This window comes from Pseudomonas sp. SbOxS1, assembly GCF_013416725.1.
GTDB lineage: Bacteria > Pseudomonadota > Gammaproteobacteria > Pseudomonadales > Pseudomonadaceae > Aquipseudomonas.
The window spans coordinates 1-16,167 of record NZ_JAAVXC010000007.1; the positions used below are offsets into that span (position 1 = coordinate 1).

Annotated in this window: 18 protein-coding genes and 1 pseudogene; 7 read left to right on the forward strand and 12 right to left on the reverse strand. The window is 61.1% G+C overall.

Annotated features, from left to right (window positions below; translation table 11 throughout):
- Positions 1–407: 407 nt before the first annotated feature.
- From HFK74_RS10460 to HFK74_RS10470, 3 genes and pseudogenes are all read right to left on the reverse strand, one after another.
- Entirely contained in the window at positions 408–623 is a 216-nt protein-coding gene (locus HFK74_RS10460; protein WP_008056921.1) for a hypothetical protein, read from the reverse strand.
- A gap of 17 nt (positions 624–640) precedes the next feature.
- On the reverse strand, positions 641–847 hold the full coding sequence (locus HFK74_RS10465) for a DUF6021 family protein (protein ID WP_180203449.1): 207 nt from the start codon (positions 845–847) through the stop codon (positions 641–643).
- 87 nt (positions 848–934) lie between these two features.
- Positions 935–1,662 (reverse strand): annotated as a pseudogene (locus tag HFK74_RS10470) (peptidase C39 family protein).
- Between the two features lie 167 nt (positions 1,663–1,829).
- Here HFK74_RS10470 and HFK74_RS10475 point away from each other — a divergent pair.
- Positions 1,830–1,997, forward strand: a complete 168-nt coding sequence (locus tag HFK74_RS10475) for a hypothetical protein (RefSeq protein ID WP_180203450.1) — start codon at positions 1,830–1,832, stop codon at positions 1,995–1,997.
- Positions 1,998–2,062: 65 nt separating this feature from the next.
- Here the strand turns inward: HFK74_RS10475 and HFK74_RS10480 are convergent, their stop codons facing one another.
- On the reverse strand, positions 2,063–2,812 hold the full coding sequence (locus tag HFK74_RS10480; protein ID WP_180203451.1) for a TerC family protein: 750 nt from the start codon (positions 2,810–2,812) through the stop codon (positions 2,063–2,065).
- Positions 2,813–2,841: 29 nt separating this feature from the next.
- Positions 2,842–3,084, reverse strand: coding sequence for a hypothetical protein (locus tag HFK74_RS10485; RefSeq protein WP_008056928.1), 243 nt, complete (start codon positions 3,082–3,084; stop codon positions 2,842–2,844).
- Between the two features lie 135 nt (positions 3,085–3,219).
- Between HFK74_RS10485 and nhaR the strand changes: the two genes are divergently transcribed.
- Positions 3,220–4,119: a transcriptional activator NhaR gene (gene nhaR, locus HFK74_RS10490; protein WP_180203452.1), complete on the forward strand. Its 900-nt coding sequence runs from the start codon at positions 3,220–3,222 to the stop codon at positions 4,117–4,119.
- Positions 4,120–4,123: 4 nt separating this feature from the next.
- On the opposite strand, the gene HFK74_RS10495 is transcribed toward nhaR, so the two are convergent.
- Positions 4,124–5,278: an MFS transporter gene (locus HFK74_RS10495; RefSeq protein ID WP_180203453.1), complete on the reverse strand. Its 1,155-nt coding sequence runs from the start codon at positions 5,276–5,278 to the stop codon at positions 4,124–4,126.
- Positions 5,279–5,711: 433 nt separating this feature from the next.
- Between HFK74_RS10495 and sstT the strand changes: the two genes are divergently transcribed.
- Positions 5,712–6,944, forward strand: coding sequence for a serine/threonine transporter SstT (gene sstT / locus HFK74_RS10500; RefSeq protein ID WP_180203454.1), 1,233 nt, complete (start codon positions 5,712–5,714; stop codon positions 6,942–6,944).
- A 190-nt stretch (positions 6,945–7,134) separates the two neighbouring features.
- Here the strand turns inward: sstT and HFK74_RS10505 are convergent, their stop codons facing one another.
- The 3 genes from HFK74_RS10505 to HFK74_RS10515 form a co-directional block, all read right to left on the reverse strand.
- A complete protein-coding gene (locus HFK74_RS10505; protein ID WP_008056935.1) occupies positions 7,135–7,644 on the reverse strand; it encodes a DUF1993 family protein in 510 nt (169 codons plus the stop codon).
- A gap of 76 nt (positions 7,645–7,720) precedes the next feature.
- Positions 7,721–8,914, reverse strand: coding sequence for an acyl-CoA dehydrogenase family protein (locus tag HFK74_RS10510; RefSeq protein WP_180203455.1), 1,194 nt, complete (start codon positions 8,912–8,914; stop codon positions 7,721–7,723).
- Positions 8,911–10,083, reverse strand: coding sequence for an acyl-CoA dehydrogenase family protein (locus HFK74_RS10515; RefSeq protein WP_180203456.1), 1,173 nt, complete (start codon positions 10,081–10,083; stop codon positions 8,911–8,913). The genes HFK74_RS10510 and HFK74_RS10515 overlap by 4 nt, the downstream gene beginning before the upstream one ends.
- 227 nt (positions 10,084–10,310) lie before the next feature.
- Between HFK74_RS10515 and HFK74_RS10520 the strand changes: the two genes are divergently transcribed.
- Positions 10,311–10,958 carry a DUF480 domain-containing protein gene (locus HFK74_RS10520; RefSeq protein WP_180203457.1) on the forward strand — a complete coding sequence of 216 codons (648 nt, stop codon included), beginning with the start codon at positions 10,311–10,313 and terminating at the stop codon, positions 10,956–10,958.
- A gap of 33 nt (positions 10,959–10,991) precedes the next feature.
- Here the strand turns inward: HFK74_RS10520 and HFK74_RS10525 are convergent, their stop codons facing one another.
- Entirely contained in the window at positions 10,992–11,819 is an 828-nt protein-coding gene (locus HFK74_RS10525; protein WP_180203458.1) for a shikimate 5-dehydrogenase, read from the reverse strand.
- A gap of 244 nt (positions 11,820–12,063) precedes the next feature.
- Here HFK74_RS10525 and HFK74_RS10530 point away from each other — a divergent pair, with 244 nt between their 5' ends.
- The 3 genes from HFK74_RS10530 (at position 12,064) to HFK74_RS10540 (ending at position 13,100) form a co-directional block, all read left to right on the forward strand.
- Entirely contained in the window at positions 12,064–12,447 is a 384-nt protein-coding gene (locus tag HFK74_RS10530; RefSeq protein ID WP_180203459.1) for a hypothetical protein, read from the forward strand.
- A gap of 151 nt (positions 12,448–12,598) precedes the next feature.
- Positions 12,599–12,793: a hypothetical protein gene (locus HFK74_RS10535; protein ID WP_180203460.1), complete on the forward strand. Its 195-nt coding sequence runs from the start codon at positions 12,599–12,601 to the stop codon at positions 12,791–12,793.
- Between the two features lie 115 nt (positions 12,794–12,908).
- The gene (locus tag HFK74_RS10540) at positions 12,909–13,100 is read left to right on the forward strand and encodes a hypothetical protein (protein ID WP_032831464.1); all 192 of its coding nucleotides are present in this window, start codon (positions 12,909–12,911) and stop codon (positions 13,098–13,100) included.
- On the opposite strand, the gene HFK74_RS10545 is transcribed toward HFK74_RS10540, so the two are convergent.
- On the reverse strand, positions 13,097–14,155 hold the full coding sequence (locus HFK74_RS10545; protein WP_180203461.1) for an AI-2E family transporter: 1,059 nt from the start codon (positions 14,153–14,155) through the stop codon (positions 13,097–13,099). The two genes, HFK74_RS10540 and HFK74_RS10545, sit on opposite strands and share 4 nt — an antisense overlap.
- Positions 14,156–14,349: 194 nt before the next feature.
- Positions 14,350–16,158: a sodium-extruding oxaloacetate decarboxylase subunit alpha gene (oadA, locus tag HFK74_RS10550; protein WP_008056949.1), complete on the reverse strand. Its 1,809-nt coding sequence runs from the start codon at positions 16,156–16,158 to the stop codon at positions 14,350–14,352.
- Positions 16,159–16,167 lie beyond the last annotated feature (9 nt).

Consider the following 16,167-nt stretch of genomic DNA (forward strand, 5'->3'; position numbering starts at 1 on the left):
AGGTTCTGCGCAGTGGGTAAACCGGCATGGATGCCGGTTTAGCCGCGCTGGGCCAGGGATGGCCCATCGCGGCGACCCACGGAGCAGGACCGGAGCGAGGGCATGCCGAGCCTTAGCGAGGCACCGAACGCCAGGGGCAAGAGCCCTTGGTTACTTAGGGCCGGGCGGCGTTCCGTTTTTCCAAGTGACTCGCCGTAAGGGCGAAACCCTAGGTGGCCGTTACCGCAGGAATGGATATGTACACCTGGAAGACAATCATCGTCTGTTAGGACGCCTTCGCCGGCAAGCCTGGCTCCTACAGTAGATCGAGTACATCCGCGAACGACTAGTCGGCCTAAAATCCACCATCGCTGCGTTGCGAAAATCCAGTTATATCACCCGTCATAATCGGACGAACGCCCCCGCAATCAATCGTTAGGCAGCGGCATCTGGTCATCATCGGGAATGCCATCACCTTTGCTGGGGTCGCGCCAGCCCTGGGGATGTTCGGTCGGCGCCACCGTCGGCCGCGCCAGCGGATCGCGCAGCGGACTGTCCGGATCCATCACCGGATCCATATCCTGCTCGGGCGTGGTCGGTACAGTTTCCGGACGTTTGTCGTTGAAACTCGAATCGGTAGACATACGCACCTCCAATAGACCTAGGGTTTCAGATTACCCAGTGGATCGTAGGGTTTGGCCGGCGCCCTGGGGTTGTCACCCGGTTTCACATCCCTCGGCGCCTTGGCCGGTCCGATTGGGTCGACCGCCGGATCAGCGAGGTCCGGGGAGTCGGGATCGAACCCCAATTCATCGCCAGACGAATGCTCGGACGAGTGAGGGCCCTCGGGGGAATTGGAATGCGCCATGGCACCTCCTCAAAGCCCGGGAAAATCCGGGCCTTTAGCATTAGAGGCTGGCAATGGGCGCAGGTGCCCGGCGGGTGACGAACGGGCCTACTGCGCGCCCAGCGCCTGCTTGGCCTTCGTTGCCGCCTGCTCCTGGCCTGCCTGGGCGAGGTCGTTGGCTGCCTTGAGCCAGCGTTGCTGATCGACCTGAGCAGGCAGCTGGGTCGGATTCTGGATCAATACCGCCCAGCCACCGGCGTCCTTGAACGCCGATTCGAATGAACCGAAACTCATCATCAATCGCTGATCCATGCCTGCACGCAGCAAGACGGTCTGCTTCTGCCGATTGTATCCGCTCAAGATCGCGTAACGCGGTTCGGCCCAGAGCACCGAGCCTTCAGTGAAGCGCACCATCACCGGGTAACCGGCCGCGACCTGGGTCAGCAAGGCCGGCAGATTACTGTCGAGGGGATAGACCACCATCCCGTACTCGCGGGCAAGGTTCTGCATGTTCTGTTGCAATTGCGCCTCGCCGCCCGGCAGATGCAAGGGTTTATCGAGCAAGCCAGGGGTGATCACGATGCCCTGCTGCGACAACATGCTCGCCAGCACTTGCGGCCCGCTTTGATTCGCCACGCCCTTGTAGAAACGGCCGCTGAGCTCCACGCGCTCCGGCAGACGCTTGATCTGCGGCGAAACGCTCCCGGCGCAGCCCGCCAGACTGGCAACACACCCCACAATCAGTACCGCCGACAGCATTCGAGAAATTACTCGCACCATCATCACTCTCTTAATCGACGCCAGGCAATCGCATTCCCGGCTTGGCCGTCGATCATAGGGCGCCGGATCGCAGCGGTATAGCCTTAACCGGCAGTTGAGGGCATCCGATAGAGCAAACTGGTTGGTGACAGGCGACCTTTGGTCAATAGCCTGAAACACGCCAGCGACTAAACTGTCACTTGCGTAGCGTGTGCGCCCGCTGCAGGGCAAAGAGGAGGCCTCGATGAGCCTGGCAATGACGATCGTAATGTTGATTTCTGGCTGGCTGGCCGTGGCCGCCGCCATGTTATGGGGCGTTCTGCGCATTACCCGCCGGCACCATCACCCTGTCCAGCCGAAACCTCTGGCGAAAACCGACGAAACCAGTACATCGCACGCCACTGTCCACTGAACGACAGCTTTTGGTCAAAAAAAAGGCCGCCTGGATTCCAGGCGGCCTTTTCATTTCAGCAAGGATCAAGCCTCAGCGGTAACCCGCTTCGCCCGGGCCCGCCGGGACATCATGTTCAACACCTCGATCGCTGCCGAGAACGCCATCGCGGCGTAAACGTAGCCCTTCGGTACGTGGGCGCCGAAACCTTCGGCGATCAGCGTCATGCCGATCATGATCAGGAAGCCCAGCGCCAACATCACGACCGTCGGGTTGTCATTGATGAACTTGGCCAACGGATCAGCCGCCAGCAACATCACCAGCACCGACACCACTACCGCAATGATCATGATCGGCAAATGCTCGGTCATGCCGACAGCGGTAATGATGCTGTCGATGGAGAACACCATGTCCAGCATCAGGATCTGACCGATCGCTGCGGCAAAGCCCAAGGTCACGGTCGAGGTGGCCGACTTCGGATCTTCCGGTGCCGGGTCCATGCTGTGATGAATCTCGGTGGTGGCTTTCCACAACAGGAACAGGCCGCCGGCGATCAGGATCATGTCCTTCCAGGACAACGCATGACCGAAGATTTCGATGACCGGCGCAGTCAGCTGGACGATAAACGCAATGGTACTCAGCAAGCCCAGTCGCAGGATCAGCGCCATGCCGATACCGATGCGCCGCGCCTTCTGCCGATGCTGCTCGGGCAGTTTGTTGGTCAGGATCGAAATGAAGATCAGGTTATCGATGCCGAGCACGATTTCCATCACCACCAGGGTGGCCAGGGCGACCCAGGCAGTGGGGCTGGCGGCTAACTGTAAAAGGTATTCCATGGGTCAGTCCTGACTCGCTGTAAGACGGTTTAGATTTCCTGGGAAGACGACGCGGATTTTTCCGCCTCTTTTTCCGATGATTCTTTTTTGCTGATCAGCCCGCCGGTGGCTTCGCTGAGCGCTTGCTCGGCGGCCTTGTGGGTGTCGTCGATTGCCTGTTTCGCACTTTCGGCAGCCTTGCCCATCAACTGCTGGGCGCTTTTTTCGGCCTGGTCGCAACCGGCCAGAACCAGTAATGATGTGATCAGCAGTGCCGTGGCTTTGATTTTCATGGTGATGTCCTCGATATAACGAACGCAGCCGAAACGATGGCCCGTTGATAGCGAGGGATTCTAGGGAATTGAATACTTCAGGAAAATTCGTATTTTCAGCGGTTATACTTCGATTTTTACGAACTGTTGGTTCCCATGCTCAACTATCGGCAATTGCATTACTTCTGGGTGGTGGCCAAGACGGGCAGCATCGTGCGCGCTTGCGAGCAGCTGAACCTGACGCCACAAACCATCAGCGGGCAGATTTCGCTGCTCGAACAAACCTATGGCATCGAGTTGTTCCGCCGGGTGGGTCGGCAGCTTGAGCTGACGGAGGCAGGCCGACAAACCTTGCCTTACGCCGAGCAGATGTTTCAGCTGGGCGGCGAACTGGAATTGATGTTGCGGGCGCAGCCCAACGAGCAGCAGATCCTGTTTCGCGTGGGCGTGGCCGACGTGGTGCCCAAGTCCATCGTCTATCGCCTGATCGCGCCGACCATGGAATTGAGTGAGCCGCTGCGCATCACCTGCCGCGAAGACAAGCTCGAACGGCTGCTGGCCGATCTGGCCATCCAGCGCCTGGACCTGGTGATTTCCGACAGCCCCATGCCATCACACCTCGATATCAAGGGCTACAGCCAGAAACTCGGCGAATGCGGGATCAGTTTCTTCGCCACCGCCGAATTGGCGGCGCAGTATGGCCAGGACTTCCCCCGCAGCCTGCACGGTGCGCCCCTGCTGATTCCAGGGCCGGAAACCGTGGTGCGCAGCCGCTTGCAACGCTGGTTCGCCGAACAGCAGATCCAGCCGCAGATCGTCGGCGAGTTCGACGACAGTGCCTTGATGCAGGCGTTCGGCCAATCCGGTAGTGGAATTTTCATAGGCCCGAGCGTGATCGCCGATGAAGTGCAACGCCAGTACGGCGTACAGGTGATTGGCCAGACCGACGCGGTCAGCGAGTCGTTCTACGCCATTTCGGTAGAACGCAAGGTCAAGCACCCCGGCATTGTCGCCATTACCGAGGGTGCCCGGCGCGAGTTGTTTACCGAACTGTGAAGCCTCAGGCGCAGACTACCCGGGGCTTGAACGTCATCAGGGCAATCGCCAGCAGGATCGAGGCGAGGATAAACGCGGCCGCCGCGAAGCCAAGGCCTTGCAACCCAACGCTGTCGATTACCCGCCCGCCGATCATCGCGCCCAGGCCAATGCCCAGGTTGCCGCCGGCGATGTTCAGCGACGCGGCGAACGCGGGCGCTTCAGGCGCGGCTTTCATCAAGCGCACGTGACTGACCAGGAACATCGCCGCCTGGGTCACGCCCCAGATGCCCATCGCCGCCGCCAGGCCGAGGGGCGAATGAATGTTCGGCACCAGGGCCACCAGGCCGGCAATCATGAACGCACAGAACATCATCGACGCCATCAACGGGTGACGATCCACCGCACGGCCACCCAGCGAGTTGCCGATCAACCCGACCGCGCCGAAGCCCATCAGGCACCAGCCAACCACGGTGCCGTTGAACCCGGCCAGGCGTTCAAGGATGTCGGCCAGATAGGTGTAGGCGGTGAACATCCCACTGAACACAATCACCGACAGCAACACGTGACCGATCATCAACGGGCTACGCAGAATCTTGAATTGCGACAGCAAGCTCACCTGATGCTGGTGCAGGTTGGTTTTCGGCAGGTAGATAAACAGCAGCAGCGCCTTGGCAAAGGCAATGACCGCCAGGATGGCGAACGCACTGCGCCAGCCGAACGCATCGGAAATCAACGTGCCCACGGGAATGCCGAACACCGTGGCACAGACAATGCCGAAGCCGATCTTGGCGATGGCGCGGCCGGCGTAGTCCGGCCCGACGATGTCCACCGCGGTCTCACTCGCCAGTGCCCAGAACACTGGTAAGCCCAGCGCCGGGATCAACCGGGCAAACGCCATCACCCAGATGTTCGGCGCCAACGCCGCCAGCGTGTTGGCCAGACCAAACATGATCAACACCGAGATAAACAGCTTGCGCCGCTCGAAACGGGCGAAGTACGCCGTGAGAAACGGTCCGAACGCAGCAACGGTAAAGGCGAACAGAGTCACCAGCAGCCCCGCTTGCGGGATGCTGACCTCCAGGTCCCGGGCGATGGCCGGCAACAGGCCGACGATGACGAATTCCGTGGTCAGCACCGTGAAGCCGGCGGCAGACAACAGAAGAATGGGCAACAGCATGCACAACTCCAGGAAAAACGACGACACCAGCGATAGCCCGAAGGCCCACTGGCAGACATGAAAATGAGGATCGCGAATATTAACAGAGTGATAACACACGCGGTTGCACGAACCTGCAAATCGCGTTGCGTAGCCCGGCGGCAGTTCGTCACAGGCCTGAAGGATTGTGCCTGCGCTGTGATAAAGTCCGCGCCCTGCAAAACGTACACCCAATTAATCGACAATACCTGTGGGAGCGAGCCTGCTCGCGATGGCGGACGGTCAGGCAACGCAAGTGTTGACTGTGCCACCGTCATCGCGAACCGGCTCGCTCCCATGAGGATTGCGGCGTTACACCCCATGTTGCCCCTCCCGGCTTCCCGCCTGCAGCCTGCCTCGCTTGTTGCTGCAACCGGGAATCCATGCACTTATAAAAAATCCGAGATGCCGTTTTATGACTGCTTCATCCCCTTCCCTATTTCAACGCCTGAAACGCCTGAGCCTGGTCACGCAGATCGTGATCGGCCTGATCGCCGGCATTGCCCTGGCCTTGCTCGCGCCTGAAACGGCGAAGTCCACGGCGTTCATTGGCAAAGTCTTCGTCAGCGCGCTCAAGGCGGTCGCGCCGATCCTGGTATTCGTGCTGGTCATGGCGTCGATCGCCAACCACAAGCACGGCCAGGAAACCCATATCCGGCCGATCCTGTTCCTGTATCTGCTGGGGACTTTCGCCGCCGCCGTGGTCGCGGTGGTTGCCAGCATGATGTTCCCGTCCAGCCTGGTGCTGTCGACCCATGACGTTGCGGTGACCGCGCCGGGCGGAATTGGTGAAGTGCTGCAAAGCCTGCTGCTGAGCGTGGTCGATAATCCGGTCAGCGCGCTGATGAACGCCAACTTCATCGGCATCCTGGCATGGGCCATCGGCATGGGCATCGCCATTCGCCATGCTGGCGACACCACCCGTGAAGTGCTCGGCGACCTGTCCAATGGCGTGACCGTGATCGTGCGCCTGGTGATCTGCTTCGCGCCGCTGGGGATCTTTGGCCTGGTGGCCTCGACCCTGGCCACCTCCGGTTTCGGCGCCTTGATCGGCTATGCACAACTGCTGGCCGTGTTGCTCGGCTGCATGCTGTTCGTGGCGCTGGTGATGAACCCGCTCATCGTGTTCTGGAAACTGCGCCGCAATCCCTATCCGCTGGTGCTGATGTGCCTGCGCGAGAGCGGCATTACCGCGTTCTTCACCCGCAGCTCGGCGGCGAACATTCCGGTCAATCTGGAACTGAGCAAGCGCCTGGGCCTGCATGAAGACACCTATTCTGTGTCGATCCCGCTGGGCGCCACCATCAACATGGCCGGCGCGGCGATCACCATCACCGTGCTGACCCTGGCGGCCGTGCACACCCTAGGCATCGCAGTGGACATCCCGACCGCCATCCTGCTGAGCGTCGTTGCGGCGATCTGCGCCTGTGGCGCTTCGGGCGTGGCAGGTGGTTCGTTGCTGCTGATCCCGCTGGCGTGCAGCCTGTTTGGCATCCCGAGCGAAATCGCGATGCAGGTGGTGGCGGTCGGTTTCATCATCGGCGTGCTGCAGGACTCGGCTGAAACTGCGCTGAATTCGTCCACCGATGTGCTGTTCACCGCGGCCGCTTGCCTGGGTGAAGAGCAGAAAGCCCAAAGATTGGCGTAACGCCGCAGACTCTGTGGGAGCGAGCCTGCTCGCGATGGCGGCGTTACATTCAATATCAATGTCGAATGACCCACCGCTATCGCGAGCAGGCTCGCTACCACAAGGGTCTGCGATGTAAATGAAAAATGCGTACACATTAAAAAGCCCGCCAGGGCGCAAACCTGGGCGGGCTTTTTTGTACCTGGGCGGTTTAGAACGCGCCCATGTAATCGCGCTTGCCCACTTCCACGCCGTTATGACGCAGCAGTGCGTAAGTGGTGGTGACGTGGAAGAAGAACTGCGGCAGGCCATAGGTCAGCAGGTAAGCCTGGCCGGAGAAACGCTTCTCTTTCGGCGTGCCTGGACGGGTCACGATCTCGATGCCTTCCTTACCGTTGATCTGCTCGGGCGTGAACTCGCCGATGTAGGCCAGGACCTTGGCGATCAGCGCTTGCAGGTCGGCGAAGGTGGTTTCGCTGTCGTCGTACTTCGGCAGTTCGACTTCAGCCAGGCGGGAAGAAACGCCCTTGGCGAAATCAACGGCGATCTGCACCTGGCGCACCAGCGGGAACATGTCCGGGTACAGGCGCGCTTGCAGGAAAGCATTCGGGTCGATGTTCTTGGCGGTAGCGTGGGCCTCGGCCTTTTTCAGTACATCGCTCAGGGCGTTGAGCATTTGCTGGAAAACAGGCACGGAAGCGTCGTACAGGGAAATGGTCATGGCAGTCTCGTGTGATGACAGGAGGAAAACGTCGGCCGATTATAGCCGCGCGCGGCCCTCCCGAGACGGCTCTTTTTCATTTGCCCGCACGCGGTTCCCTGGGCATGCCCAAGGCGCGCTCGGCAATGATGTTGCGCTGGATCTCGTTACTACCGCCGTAGAGCGTGTCGGCGCGGCTGAACAGATACAGCGACTGCAGGCGGGTCAGTTGATAAGGCGCAGCTTCGAGCAGTTCCGCCTCGGCGCCGAGCACGTCCATCGCCAGCTTGCCGAGGCTGGCATGCCAGGTCGACCAGAACAGCTTGTAGATGGTCGCCTCCTTGCGCAGCGATCCGTCCTGGCTACCCGAGAGCATGCGCAGCGAGTTGTAGCGCATGATCCGCAGCCCGCTCCAGGCCTCGGCCAGGCGCTGGCGCAGGATCGGATCGCGGGCAGCGCCGTTGCTCCTGGCGATGGCGATGATTTCGTTGAGTTCGTTCTGGAACTGCATCTGCTGGCCGAGGGTCGACACACCTCGCTCGAACCCGAGCAACGCCATGGCGATCTTCCAGCCGTCGCCCGGTGCGCCGATGATGTTGGCGGCGTCGGTACGGGCATCATCGAAGAACACTTCATTGAACTCCGAGGTGCCGGTCAGTTGCTCGATCGGGCGCACGGTGATTGACGCCTGGGCCATCGGCACCAGCAGGAAAGACAAACCACGATGGCCGATGCTGCCCGGCTCGGTGCGGGCGATCACGAAGCACCAGTCTGATTCATGGGCCAGGGAGGTCCAGACTTTCTGCCCGTTGATCACCCAACTGCCGGTCGCTTCATCCAGCGTCGCGCGGGTCTTGACGTTGGCCAGGTCGGACCCGGCCCCTGGCTCGGAATAGCCTTGGCACCAGAAGCTCGTGCCGCTGACGATCCCTGGCAGGAAACGCTGTTGCTGCTCGGCCGTGCCGAATGCGGCGATGGTCGGCCCGGCCAGGCCTTCGCCGATATGCCCCATGCGCCCGGGGCCGCCAGCACGGGCGTACTCTTCGTGAAAAATCACCTGTCGGGTGATCGACAGCCCGCGTCCGCCATGCTCCGGCGCCCAGCCGACACAGGTCCAGCCGCCCTCGGCAAGTTTGCGTTCCCAGGCTTTGCGCTCCTGGGGAAACATATGCTCATCGCCCGGGCCGCCGCGAAACCGCAGGGGCTCGAATTCGCCACAGAGGTTGGCGCTCATCCAGTCGGCGACTTCCTGGCGAAAGCGCTCGTCTTGCTCGCTGAAACTGATTTTCATGGTTGCTCTCCAAGAATCACCGCAGCGATCCGCTCGCGATGCCAGGCCGGCAGCCCGAGGAAGCTCTCGCTGGCGCGGGCGCGCTTGAAGTAGAGGTGCGGGTCGTATTCCCAGGTGAAACCGACGCCGCCATGCAATTGGATCGACTCGGACGCGCAGTGGAAAAAGGTTTCCGAGCACTGCGCCTTGGCCAGCGCCGCTGCCAGCGGCAGTTCGCCCGCCACGACGGCATCACCTCGCGGATCAAGGGCTTCCTGAGCCACGCACGCCGCGTAGTAGCTGGCCGAACGCGCGCATTCGACTTGCAGCATCATGTCGGCGGCACGGTGTTTGAGGGCCTGGAAGCTGGCGATGGGGCGACCGAATTGCTGGCGTTCCTGCATGTAGGCCACGCTGAGGTCGAGCACCTGCTGCGCGCCGCCGGTCTGCTCGGCAGCCAGGCCGATGCAGGCCAGTTGCAGGACCCGCTCCAGGTGCGACCAGCCGCTGCCGAACGCACCCAGCAGGCAGTCGGCTTCGAGGTGCAGGCCCTTGAGCTCGATGCGTGCCTGGCGCCGGGTCTGGTCCATGGTCGGCAGCAGGTACCGCTCGATGCCGGCCCGCTCGGCGTCAACGGCGAACAGGCTGATACCCGCCTCGCCGGTCGAACCGGGTTGCCGTGCGGCGATGATCAACAGGTCGGCGCCATGGCCGTCCAGTACGTGCTTGAGCGTGCCGTCGAGGATAAAGCCATCGCCCTCAGCCACCGCCGTGGCCTGGATATCGTCGGCCGACCAGCCATTGGCACTGCTGAACCCCAGCGTCGCGGTCAGGCTGCCGTCGGCGATCGACGGCAACCAGCGTTGCTTTTGCTGGTCATTGGCGGCCAGCAACAGCGCGGGGGTGGCCAGGCAGGCGGTGGCGAAAAACGGCGAACACAGCAGGCGCCGGCCCATCTGCTCCAGCAGGATGGCCAACTCGACGAAGCCCAGGCCGAGACCGCCATAGGCTTCGGGAATATGAATCGCCGGCCAGCACATCTCCTGGCATAAGCGCTGCCAGAGGGCCTCGTCGAAACCCCGTTCGCTGACCATTGCCGCGCGCACGGCGGCGGAATCCGAGACATCGGCGAGCAAGCCCTCGGCCGATGCGCGGATCATTTCCTGTTCGTCGCTGAATGCAAACTCCATCGCGGCGCCTTCTGCTCGTCTGACGGGGCGCGCGTGGCGCAACACCCCTTTGAACATGAAGTCTGACGCCGTCCGGGCGCGCTGAAATCGTCAGCCTTGCCTAGTCCGAATGAGCGATGCCGTGGACAATGAAGCGCTGCACGCCGGCAAGGCTCGACTAACCTCCATCAACGAGGTCTTATAAGCCGAGAAATTCCAGACCAACCGTTAGCGAGGTTCCAGACACTGTGAGTACTGAGCAAGAAACGACGTTCGATGAACCACGCCTGAACAGCACGGAAATCCGCATCCTGGGTTCCCTGATCGAAAAACAGGCCACCAGCCCGGAAACCTACCCGCTGACCCTCAATGCCCTGGTGATTGCCTGCAATCAGAAAACCAGCCGCGAGCCGGTGATGAACCTCACCCAGGGCCAGGTTGGCCAGAGCCTGCGCGCCCTCGAAGGACGCGGCTTCGCCAGGCTGGTGATGGGCAGCCGTGCCGATCGCTATGAACACAAGGTCGACAAGGCACTGGAACTGGTGCCAGCGCAGGTGATCCTGACGGGGCTGATGTTTTTAAGGGGGCCGCAGACGGTCAACGAACTGCTGACCCGCAGCGGGCGCATGCATGATTTCGAGGATGCCGAGCAGGTCGTGCATCAACTCGAACGCCTGATTGCCCGCGGCCTGGCGGTGTTGATCCCGCGTCAGGCCGGCCAGCGCGAAGATCGTTATACCCACGCGCTGGGTGATCCGGCGGATATCGAAGTGATTCTCGCTGCGCGCCAAAATGCGCCGGAGCGTGGGGCTGGCGGCGCGGTGTCGGTTGAGCGAATCGAGGAGCTGGAAGCACGAATCGCCGCGCTGGAAGAGCGCTTGGCACGCCTTGAATAAAGGAGGCGAGCGGCGTTTTCGGCTGCCCGTCAATCAATAGGCAAGGCTGCTGCGGGCAAACTCCACGGCTTTCTGGAACTGCTCATCGGTAGGGCGCACACCGGTATAGAGCACAAATTGCTCCACTGCCTGGATCGCAATCACTTCGAGTCCGGTGATGACATGTTTGCCCTCGGCCCGAGCGCGCACGATCAGCGGAGTTTCCGAGGGAACCGCGACGACATCGAAGACGATATCCGCAGCCGCAATGGCTTGGGCATCGAACGCCAACTGCTCGGCTTGCGGGCCGGTCATGCCGATGGGCGTGACGTTGATAAGCATGTGCGGGCGTTGCTCACCCAGTTCGGGCTGCCAAGGGTAGCCCAGCGACTTGGCCAGCGCCTGGCCCGCACGCTCGTTACGGGCCACGATCAGGCCATTGTGGTAACCGCCATCGCGCAAGGCGCTGGCCACCGCCTTGGCCATGCCACCGCTGCCAAGCAAGGCGAACGTGATGTCCTTGGGCACCTGGTGAGTCTGCAGCAACTGGGCAATGGCGATGTAGTCGGTGTTGAAGGCCTTGAGGTGGCCGTCGGTATTGACGATGGTATTGATCGACTGGATGGCCGTGGCAGATGGGTCCAGTTCATCGACCAAGGGAATGCAGGCTTCCTTGAACGGCATCGAGACGCCGCAACCGCGAATACCCAGGGCGCGGATACCGCCGATGGCCCCCGGCAGGTCCTGGCTGGAAAACGCCTTGTAGTAGAAATTCAGTCCCAATTGTTCATACAGATGGTTGTGGAATCGCAGGCCAAAGTTCCCGGGACGCCCGGAGAGCGACATGCACAGCTGGGTGTCTCTGTTGGGGTTCATCTGCATGTGAATCTCCTTGTGCTGCACTTTCGGATGGACGGGATTAGCCGGTCCATCGGGTTCTGATCAATCATATTCGCGTGCCCTGATCGATGCCGCGCGACCGTAAGGACGGCGACACAGACCTTACACAAAATTTACCCGGCGGCTGTGCTGATTTTCAAAAAAAAGCTGTCTTAGAAGTATCCCCGCGACATTCCTTGAGTCTATGGCAGACACAAGCGCCGGGTTGAAGAACCGAGGAATCATCATGATCCGTAAAATCCCCACAGTGGCTTTGCTGATCGGCGCCCTGGCTGTAGCTGGCCAGGCAGAGGCGCATGGCGGTGGCGGTTGGGAAGGTCCGGCGGTATTTGGCGCAATCGTCGGCTCGGCCATCGTCGGCTCGGCAATCATCAACAGCAACCGGCCTGTATACGTGACCCCGCAACCGGTCTACGCCCAACCGGTTTACGCCCAGCCACAGCCGGTGTACATGGCACCGCCTCCACCGGTCTACTACCAGCCCGCACCAGTGTACGTGGGACAACCGATCTACTACCGCCCGGCGCCGGTCTATTACGGCCCACCCCGTGGTTACTACGGCCCGCCTCGCGGCTACTACGGCCCGCCCCACGGCTACGGCCGCTGGTAATCCCGCGCCCGCAAAGCCGCCGTTCGTCGTCGCAGGTCTGGAAAGATCCTGTCGGTGTCGCTATCGGGACAGTGCCGACCGTTGAAGTTGGCAAGATTGACTCGCCCTTCCCTTTGCGCCAGCCAAGGTCAATAACAACAAGGACGAGCTCATGCCCACGCAAAACCCGCACCGCATCAATGGCCTGTGCACTTGCAGCAAGGTCTACAACGCCCTGACCGAACTCAAGCAGCTCGAAGGCCATCGCAGCGCCAAGTTCCTTTCGCTGCTGACGCAGAACCTGGTGCGCAAGGGTCTGCTGAACGAGCAGGAAGTGGTTCAAATGCTCGACCAGGTGGTCGCCTGAGCATCAGCCGCTGAGCTGACCTCACTGGCATCAATGACCACTATTGAAAACGTTGATTTTCCCTCGACGCACCCGGGCCGTAAGGTGACTCCACAGATTGATGGAGGTCCCTATGATGTCTCAGATTCAGATCATGTCCGTTATCGGCAGCGCCGTTCCCGCACCGCTCAGAGCGCTTGGCTTGCTCGCCTGCTGGTACCTGGTCCAGGACGGCGAACAAATCAGCGGCCCGCTCACCTCGCTGCCGGACGCCCAGGCGTTGTCCCTGCAAATCGGCACGGGACAGCCAGGCAAGCTCAGTGCCTAAGGCAACTGAACCCGCGGCTTGGTTTCGAGGAAAATGTCCCAGCTCGACATGAACAGGGCCGCGATCAACGGACCGATGACAAACCCGTTGAGCCCGAACAGCGCCAGGCCGCCCAGGGTCGAGATCAGGATCATGTAGTCCGGCATCTTCGTGTCCTTGCCCACCAGGATCGGTCGTAGCACGTTATCCACCAGGCCGATCACGAACACCCCGAACAACCCCAGCACCACGCCTTGCCAGACCGCACCGGTCAACAGGAAAAACGCCGCCACCGGCGCCCAGACTATCCCTGCCCCGACCGCCGGCAACAATGACAGAAGCGCCATCAACACCGCCCAGACCAGCGCGCTGGGAATGTCCAGGAACCAGAAAATCATTCCGCCCAAGGCGCCCTGGGTTATTGCCACCAGCAGGTTGCCCTTCACGGTGGCCCGCACCACGCGATTGAACTTGAGCTGCAAACGGCGTTTCTGGTGCTCCTCCAATGGCACGGCCATGCGCACCTTGCGTGCGAGTTCAGCGCCGTCGCGCAGGAAGAAAAACAGCAGGTAGAGCATGATGAAAAAGCTGACGATGAACTCGAACGTACCCTGGCCAAGATTGAACACCTGATTCGTTACCTCACCGCCCGCCATCGCACTCTTGACGATTTTCTCCCGCAGCCCGTTCAATTCGCCCACGCCGAACCGATCGAGCAAATGCTGAAAATACGCCGGCAGATGGTGTTTGAACTGGGTCACATAGCCGGCAATGTCGAGCTCACCGCTTTCGATACTCTTGTACAGCGCCGTGCCCTCCTGAACCAGCAGGAAGCTGATGATGATCACCGGCAGGATCGCAATCACCAGGCAGATGCTTAAAGTACAGAACGAAGTCAGGTTGCGCTCCCAGCCGAACTTGAGCTGCAGCCGTCGCTGCATGGGTGCAAAGACAATTCCCAGGATCACCGCCCAGAACACCGCACCGTAGAACGGCAACAGGATCCAGATAAACGCGATGCTCACCAACACCAGCAAAACCGCCAGCGATTTATCTTTTAGCGTGTCTTCGTTCATGTCCGATCCTGGCCAGTCACCGAGACGCAACGTTGCGCCTTGATGCTTAGGCCATCACAGCCGGCGCGAGTGCCGTACTTTGCTCAAAAAGCCTGGAGGGAAGGTGTCCAGGGGACCAATGGTGAAAATCCGCGCAAAAAAAAGGGGAGCACATGCCCCCCCGAGGTTTAAAGCGTTGTATCGAGGCTGTTAACTCAGCCTTCGATCTCGATCAGGATCTCGCCCGGATTCACCCGGTCGCCCTTGGCCACGTGAATGGCGGTGACTTTGCCGGCGATGGCGGCCTGCACTTCGGTTTCCATCTTCATCGCTTCGGTGATCAGCACAGCCTGGCCCGCCTTGACGGTGTCGCCTTCCTTGACCAGCACATCGACGATGTTACCTGGCATGGTGGTGCTGACGTGACCCGGGGCCGACGCCTGCTTGCGCTTGCTGCTGCCACCGCCGACGAATTCGTTGAGCGGTTCGAACACCACTTCTTCCGGCATGCCGTCGATGGACAGGTAGAAGTGACGCTTGCCTTCAGACTTGACGCCCACACCGGTGATATCCACGCGGTAGGTTTCGCCGTGGACGTCGATGACGAACTCGGTCGGCACGCCTTCACCGCCGGCCGAGGCGACGCCACCGGCTTCTGGAATCGGCAACAGCACTTCAGGGGTCAGGGTGCCCGCTGCACGCTCTTCGAGGAACTTGCGCCCGATGTCCGGGAACATGGCATAGGTCAGCACGTCTTCTTCAGACTTGGCCAGGGCACCGATGTCGGCGCGCAGTTTGGCCATTTCCGGCTTGAGCAGGTCCGCCGGACGCACGTCGATCACTTCTTCGCTGCCAATGGCCTGGCGACGCAGTTGCTCGTTCACCGGGGCCGGCGCCTTGCCGTAGCCGCCTTGCAGGTACAGCTTCACTTCGTTGGTGATGGTCTTGTAGCGCTCGCCAGCCAGTACGTTGAAAAACGCCTGGGTGCCGACGATCTGCGAAGTCGGGGTCACCAGTGGCGGGAATCCGAGGTCTTCGCGAACCCGCGGAATCTCTGCCAGCACTTCGCCCATGCGGTTCAGGGCGCCCTGCTCTTTCAACTGGTTGGCCAGGTTGGAAATCATCCCGCCCGGAACCTGGTTGACTTGAACCCGGGTGTCGACCGCGGTGAATTCGCTTTCGAACTGGTGGTACTTCTTGCGCACGGCGTAGAAGTACAGGCCGATTTCCTGCAGCAACTCCAGGTCCAGGCCGGTATCGAACTCGCTGCCTTTAAGGGCGGCAACCATCGATTCGGTACCCGGGTGGCTGGTGCCCGAGGCGAAGCTGGAGATCGCGGTGTCGATGTGGTCGGCGCCGTTTTCAATGGCCTTGAGCTGGCACATGGTGGCCAGGCCGGCGGTGTCGTGCGAGTGGATGAACACGGGCAGCGACTGCTCGGCTTTCAACGCCCGGACCAGTTCGCCGGTGGCGTACGGGGTCAGCAGGCCGGCCATGTCCTTGATCGCCACCGAGTCGCAACCCATGGCTTCCATTTGCTTGGCCTGTGCCACGAACGCGTCGATGGTGTGCACCGGGCTGGTGGTGTAGGCGATGGTGCCCTGGGCGTGCTTGCCGGCGGCTTTTACCGCTTCGATGGCCACGCGCAGGTTACGTACGTCGTTCATGGCGTCGAAGATGCGGAACACGTCGATGCCGTTGACCGCGGCCTTGGCGACGAAGGCCTTGACCACGTCGTCGCTGTAGTGGCGATAGCCCAGCAGGTTCTGGCCGCGCAGGAGCATTTGCAGGCGCGTGTTAGGCAAAGCGGCGCGCAGCTGGCGCAGACGCTCCCACGGATCTTCCTTGAGGAAACGTACGCAGGCGTCAAACGTTGCGCCACCCCAGCACTCCAGCGACCAGTAGCCGACCTTGTCGAGCTTGTCGCAGATCGGCAGCATGTCTTCGGTGCGCATGCGGGTCGCGAGCAGCGATTGGTGGGCGTCGCGCAGGATGGTGTCGGTTACATGAATCTTCTTGCTCATTATTCTATT

Coding starts and splice junctions, on each gene's coding strand:
- HFK74_RS10480 (WP_180203451.1), bottom strand. CDS start 2,812: ATGGAATACCTTTTACAGTTAGCCGCCAGCCCCACTGCCTGGGTCGCC.
- HFK74_RS10530 (WP_180203459.1), top strand. CDS start 12,064: ATGATCCGTAAAATCCCCACAGTGGCTTTGCTGATCGGCGCCCTGGCT.
- HFK74_RS10540 (WP_032831464.1), top strand. CDS start 12,909: ATGTCTCAGATTCAGATCATGTCCGTTATCGGCAGCGCCGTTCCCGCA.
- HFK74_RS10545 (WP_180203461.1), bottom strand. CDS start 14,155: ATGAACGAAGACACGCTAAAAGATAAATCGCTGGCGGTTTTGCTGGTG.
- HFK74_RS10525 (WP_180203458.1), bottom strand. CDS start 11,819: ATGCAGATGAACCCCAACAGAGACACCCAGCTGTGCATGTCGCTCTCC.
- HFK74_RS10495 (WP_180203453.1), bottom strand. CDS start 5,278: ATGCTGTTGCCCATTCTTCTGTTGTCTGCCGCCGGCTTCACGGTGCTG.
- HFK74_RS10475 (WP_180203450.1), top strand. CDS start 1,830: ATGAGCCTGGCAATGACGATCGTAATGTTGATTTCTGGCTGGCTGGCC.
- oadA (WP_008056949.1), bottom strand. CDS start 16,158: ATGAGCAAGAAGATTCATGTAACCGACACCATCCTGCGCGACGCCCAC.
- HFK74_RS10465 (WP_180203449.1), bottom strand. CDS start 847: ATGGCGCATTCCAATTCCCCCGAGGGCCCTCACTCGTCCGAGCATTCG.
- nhaR (WP_180203452.1), top strand. CDS start 3,220: ATGCTCAACTATCGGCAATTGCATTACTTCTGGGTGGTGGCCAAGACG.
- HFK74_RS10515 (WP_180203456.1), bottom strand. CDS start 10,083: ATGGAGTTTGCATTCAGCGACGAACAGGAAATGATCCGCGCATCGGCC.
- HFK74_RS10510 (WP_180203455.1), bottom strand. CDS start 8,914: ATGAAAATCAGTTTCAGCGAGCAAGACGAGCGCTTTCGCCAGGAAGTC.
- HFK74_RS10485 (WP_008056928.1), bottom strand. CDS start 3,084: ATGAAAATCAAAGCCACGGCACTGCTGATCACATCATTACTGGTTCTG.
- HFK74_RS10535 (WP_180203460.1), top strand. CDS start 12,599: ATGCCCACGCAAAACCCGCACCGCATCAATGGCCTGTGCACTTGCAGC.
- HFK74_RS10505 (WP_008056935.1), bottom strand. CDS start 7,644: ATGACCATTTCCCTGTACGACGCTTCCGTGCCTGTTTTCCAGCAAATG.
- HFK74_RS10460 (WP_008056921.1), bottom strand. CDS start 623: ATGTCTACCGATTCGAGTTTCAACGACAAACGTCCGGAAACTGTACCG.
- sstT (WP_180203454.1), top strand. CDS start 5,712: ATGACTGCTTCATCCCCTTCCCTATTTCAACGCCTGAAACGCCTGAGC.